At 69.1% G+C, this 4736-nt stretch carries 5 protein-coding genes; 4 read left to right on the top strand and 1 reads right to left on the bottom strand.

The window, feature by feature from the left end; translation table 11 throughout:
- Positions 1 to 129: 129 nt before the first annotated feature.
- Positions 130 to 1653 carry an anthranilate synthase component I gene (trpE, locus tag RT567_RS13675; RefSeq protein WP_313576838.1) on the top strand — a complete coding sequence of 508 codons (1524 nt, stop codon included), beginning with the start codon at positions 130 to 132 and terminating at the stop codon, positions 1651 to 1653.
- Here the strand turns inward: trpE and RT567_RS13670 are convergent.
- Positions 1650 to 1838, bottom strand: a complete 189-nt coding sequence (locus RT567_RS13670) for a hypothetical protein (protein WP_313576837.1) — start codon at positions 1836 to 1838, stop codon at positions 1650 to 1652. The two genes, trpE and RT567_RS13670, sit on opposite strands and share 4 nt — an antisense overlap.
- A 123-nt stretch (positions 1839 to 1961) precedes the next feature.
- On the opposite strand from RT567_RS13670, the gene RT567_RS13665 reads away from it, so the two are divergent.
- From RT567_RS13665 to trpC, 3 genes are read left to right on the top strand one after another with little or no spacing between them, the layout of a single operon-like run.
- Positions 1962 to 2570 carry an aminodeoxychorismate/anthranilate synthase component II gene (locus RT567_RS13665; RefSeq protein ID WP_313576836.1) on the top strand — a complete coding sequence of 203 codons (609 nt, stop codon included), beginning with the start codon at positions 1962 to 1964 and terminating at the stop codon, positions 2568 to 2570.
- The gene (gene trpD, locus RT567_RS13660) at positions 2567 to 3607 is read left to right on the top strand and encodes an anthranilate phosphoribosyltransferase (protein WP_313576835.1); all 1041 of its coding nucleotides are present in this window, start codon (positions 2567 to 2569) and stop codon (positions 3605 to 3607) included. The genes RT567_RS13665 and trpD overlap by 4 nt, the downstream gene beginning before the upstream one ends.
- Entirely contained in the window at positions 3604 to 4407 is an 804-nt protein-coding gene (gene trpC / locus RT567_RS13655; protein ID WP_313576834.1) for an indole-3-glycerol phosphate synthase TrpC, read from the top strand. The genes trpD and trpC overlap by 4 nt, the downstream gene beginning before the upstream one ends.
- Positions 4408 to 4736 lie beyond the last annotated feature (329 nt).

Here is a 4736-nt window from a genome sequence, read left to right as displayed (position 1 = left end):
CACCATCGCCGCCGCCGCTGCACGCACCAAGTCGCGCAACGACCCGGCCCTGGCCCTGCAAGCCCTGGGCGTAGAGGCTGCGGCCGCTGCGCCCGCGGCTCCGGCTGCGCCCGCTCCCGCCAAGAAGTAATGCACGAAGAACGCGACGCCTTCATCGCCGGCCTGACGGCGGGCCGACCTCAGGTTCTGGTCCGTCGCCTGGTCGATGATCTGGAAACCCCCGTCTCGGCCTTCCTAAAGGTCGGGCACGGGCGGCGTTACGCCAGTCTGTTCGAGTCGGTCGAAGGCGGGGCCGTCAACGGCCGCTACTCCTTCGTCACCCTGTCGCCGGACGTGGTCTGGCGCTGCCGGGACGGCAAGGCCGAAATCGCGCGCGGCGCCGACGTCCTGTCGGAAGCTTTCACGCCGGAAGACAGACCCGCGCTGGAATCCCTGCGCGCCCTGATCGCCGCGACGAAGTTCGATCTTCCCGCCGATCTGCCGCCGATGGCTGCAGGACTGTTCGGCGTCTTCGGCTACGACATGGTCCGGCTGCTGGAGCCGCTGGGCGCCGCAAATCCCGATCCGTTGGACCTGTCCGACGCCGTCATGGCCCGCCCGGCCCTGGTCGCCATCTTCGATTCGGTGAAGCACGAGATTGTCCTGATCTCCGCCGCCTATCCCGACACGACGGCCGATCCGAGCCAAGTCTACGTAGCTGCCGAAGGCCGGTTGGAGGATTTCGAGGACCGCCTGCGCGGCCCCCTGCCGATCCAGCGCGAAGTCGAGCCGGTTCCTGCGCCCGACTTCCACTCCCCCGTCGATGAAGCCGCCTTCGGCCGCATGGTCGCACGGGCCAAGGACTACATCTCCGCCGGCGACATCTTCCAGGTCGTGCTGGCGCATCGTTTCTCTGCGCCGTGGAGCCAGGATCCGTTCGCCTTCTACCGGTCGCTGCGCCGCGGCAACCCGTCGCCCTATCTGTTCTTCCTCGACTATGTGGACTTCCAGCTGGCCGGCTCCAGTCCGGAAATCCTGGTCCGGTTGAAGAACGGCCGCGTCACCATCCGCCCGCTGGCGGGCACCCGTCCGCGGGGCGCCACGCCCGACCAGGACAAGGCGCTGGAAATCGAACTTCTGGCTGATCCCAAGGAGCGGGCCGAGCATCTGATGCTGCTGGACCTGGGCCGCAACGACGTGGGCCGCGTCTCCAAGCCCGGCTCGGTCGAGGTCACGGAAAGCTTCGTGGTCGAGCGCTACAGCCAGGTCATGCACATCGTCTCCAACGTGAACGGGGCGGCTGATCCCAAGCTGGACGCGGTGGACACCCTGCTGGCCGCCCTGCCCGCTGGCACCCTTTCGGGCGCACCCAAGGTGCGGGCCATGGAGGTCATCGACGAGCTTGAGACCGAAAAACGCGGCGTCGGCTACGGCGGCGGCGTGGGCTACATCTCGGCCAATGGCGAGGCGGACATCTGCATCGTCCTGCGCACCGCCATGTTCGCGAAAGGCCAAATCTTCGTCCAGGCGGGCGCCGGCGTCGTCGCCGACAGCGACCCGGCCGCCGAATATGCTGAAACCCTGGCCAAGGCTCGCGCGCCGATGAAGGCGGCTGCGGAAGCGTGGCGCTTCACTGCGACCACTCGCGGCCAGGGCGCCGGCGGATCAGTCTAAGGATTGTAAACCGTGGAACCCTGGTCAAACGACACGCCGGGGCCCACGACCATGGTTCCGGCCAGTAGGACCGCCGCTGTGGCGGCGAAGGCGGCTGCTGCAAGCAGGCGCAGGGGTTTCGGTTGTTCCGCCGGGGCCTCGTTCAACAGGGCGCGGGCGTCGCGGATGGCTTCGATAGGGGTCAAGACGGATTTCTTCCGATGGCGATGCTCCTGTATCGCCCGGACAGCTTAACGTCCGCTTTCAATCGGCCCGCCTGCCTTCCATGTTGGGGCCACCCTGCCTCCCCGTCCTAAGAAGCCTTCGCCATGATCCTCGTCGTCGATAACTACGACAGCTTCACCTACAATCTCGTCCACTACCTCGCGGAGCTGGGCGCCCAGACGCATGTCATCCGCAACGACGATCTGACCGTCGAGGAGGCCTGGGCGCTGCAGCCCGAGGCCGTCCTGCTGTCGCCCGGCCCCTGCGCGCCCGATCAGGCCGGCATCTGCCTGTCGCTGATCGAGACGGCCGCCGAGACCATGCCGATCCTCGGCGTCTGCCTGGGCCACCAGTCGATCGGCCAGGCCTTCGGCGGCGAGGTGGTGCGCGCCAAGACCCTGATGCACGGCAAGACCTCGCCCATCCTGCATGAAGGGCGCGGCGTCTTCGGCGGCCTGCCCTCGCCGTTTACAGCAACGCGCTATCACTCGCTGGCCGTGCGACGCGAGACGTTGCCGGACGTACTAGAGGTCACAGCCTGGACCGAGGACGGCGAGATCATGAGCCTGTCGCACCGCACGCGGCCGATCCACGGCGTCCAGTTCCACCCGGAATCCATCGCCACCCAGCACGGCCATGCGATAATCGCCAACTTCCTCGATCTCGCGGGCGTCAAGCGCCATTCCAGCCTGAAGAATCCGGCGAGCGTGTGATGGACAGCATCAAGCCCCTGCTGGCCAAGCTGGTCGACGGACAGGTGCTGAACCTGGATGAGGCCAAGGACTTCTTCGCCGCCTGCCTGCGCGGCGAACCGACCCCGTCACAGGTCGCCGCCGCCGTCACCGCCCTGCGTATCCGGGGCGAGACGGTGGACGAGATCGTCGCCTTCGCCAGCGCCATGCGCGAGGCCGCCCTGTCGCTGGATCACCCGTTCGACCAGGTGATCGACACCTGCGGCACCGGCGGCGACGGCCAGCACACCTACAATGTCTCGACGGCGGCCTCCTTCGTTCTGGCGGGGGCGGGGCTGAAGGTCGCCAAGCACGGCAACCGCGCCATCAGCTCCAAGTCAGGCTCGTCCGACGTTCTGGCCGCGCTGGGCGTCAATCTGGACGCCACGCCAGCCCAGCAGGCGCGGGCGCTGGACCAGGCGGGCATCGCCTTCCTGTTCGCGCCGACCTACCACGGGGCCATGCGCCACGTCGGGCCGGTGCGCGGCGAGATCGGCTTCCGCACCGTGTTCAACCTGCTGGGGCCGCTGTGCAATCCGGCAGGCGCGACGCATCAGGTGATGGGCGTCTACGACCCCGCCCTGCTGGAGCCGCTGGCCGAGGTTCTGGGCCGTCTGGGCGCCCGGCGCGCCTGGACCGTCAACGGTCAGGGTCTGGACGAACTGACCACCACAGGCCCGACCGATGTGGCCGAATGGAAGGACGGCGCCGTGCGTCGCTTCATCGTCACGCCCGCCGACGCCGGACTGCCGCTGGCGACGCTGGACGATCTGCGCGGCGGCGACGCCGAGCATAATGCGGCGGCCCTGACCGCCCTGCTGGCGGGCGAGCCCGGCCCCTATCGCGACATCGTCCTGTTGAACGCCGCCGCCGCCCTGGTGGTGGCCGGGCCGGTCGAAGACCTGAAATCGGGCGCTGAACTGGCTGCTGCCGTCATCGACGACGGCCGCGCCGCCGCCGCCCTGGCTGAACTGGTGCGCGTCTCCCACGCGCCGATCGAAGACGAGGACGCCTTATGAGCGACGTTCTGGACCGCATCGCCGCCTACAAGCGCGAGGATGTCGCCGCCCGCAAGGCCGCCGTATCGCAGGACGCGATCGAGGCGCGCGCGAAGGAGGCCACGGCTCCACGCGGTTTCCGCGCCGCTCTAGCCCGCCGTTTCGCCGAAACCGGCCGCCCGGCCCTGATCGCCGAGATCAAAAAGGCCAGCCCCTCCAAGGGCCTGATCCGTGCCGATTTCGACCCGCCCGTGCTGGCGCAGGCCTATGAGCGCGGCGGCGCCGCCTGCCTGTCCGTGCTGACCGACGGGCCGAGCTTTCAGGGCGATGACGCCTATCTGACCGCCGCGCGCACGGCCGTCGCCCTGCCCTGCCTGCGCAAGGACTTCCTGGTCGATGCGTGGCAGGTGGCCGAGAGCCGGGCGCTGGGCGCCGACTGCATTCTGATCATCATGGACATGGTGGACGACGCTCTGGCCGCAGACCTGCTGGCCGAGGCGACCCGCTGGGGCATGGACGCCCTGATCGAGACGCACGACGCGGACGAAATGGCCCGCGCCGCCAAGCTGGTTCAAGGCCGCGACGACGCCCTGATCGGCGTCAACAACCGCTCGCTGCGGACCTTCGAGGTCGATCTGGCGACGACGGAGCAACTGGCGGCGATGAGCCCTGACGGCGCGCTGCTGGTCGCCGAAAGCGGCCTGTTCACGCCCGACGACGTGGCGCGCGTGTCGGACGCCGGAGCCCGCGCCCTGCTGGTCGGCGAAAGCCTGATGCGTCAGGCGGACGTGGAAGCCGCGACGCGGGCCTTGCTGGCGTAGGTCCTCAAACCCCGCTCATCCCGGCGGACGCCGGGACCCAGCGCTTTGGCCACGGTCACGGGCTCAGCCACGGTAACGCCCGCACAATTGGCCAAAAACTGCGGGCGAGGTTCTTACTGGGTCCCGGCGTCCGCCGGGATGAGCGGGTGTGAGGTAATCACCCCGCCTTCGCCGCAATCACCCGCAGCACCGCATCCGCCGCCAGTTCCGACGGGTCGGGCCCGCCGCGCCCCATCAGGTCCAGCGCCTCGGTCTGGCGACGCGCCTGATCGGCCGCCGCCTCGGGATCGGCCAATAGCCGCCCGACCGCCTTGGCCAGGGCCTGCGGC

Source organism: Brevundimonas sp., from assembly GCF_032107865.1.
Lineage (GTDB): Bacteria > Pseudomonadota > Alphaproteobacteria > Caulobacterales > Caulobacteraceae > Brevundimonas.
The sequence above is the reverse complement of the archived record's forward strand: the minus strand, read 5'-3'. Positions and strand labels throughout refer to the sequence as shown.

Bases quoted from the DNA above. Each gene is read 5' to 3' on its own strand.
- trpE (WP_313576838.1), top strand. From the start codon at position 130: ATGCACGAAGAACGCGACGCCTTCATCGCCGGCCTGACGGCGGGCCGA.
- RT567_RS13665 (WP_313576836.1), top strand. From the start codon at position 1,962: ATGATCCTCGTCGTCGATAACTACGACAGCTTCACCTACAATCTCGTC.
- trpC (WP_313576834.1), top strand. From the start codon at position 3,604: ATGAGCGACGTTCTGGACCGCATCGCCGCCTACAAGCGCGAGGATGTC.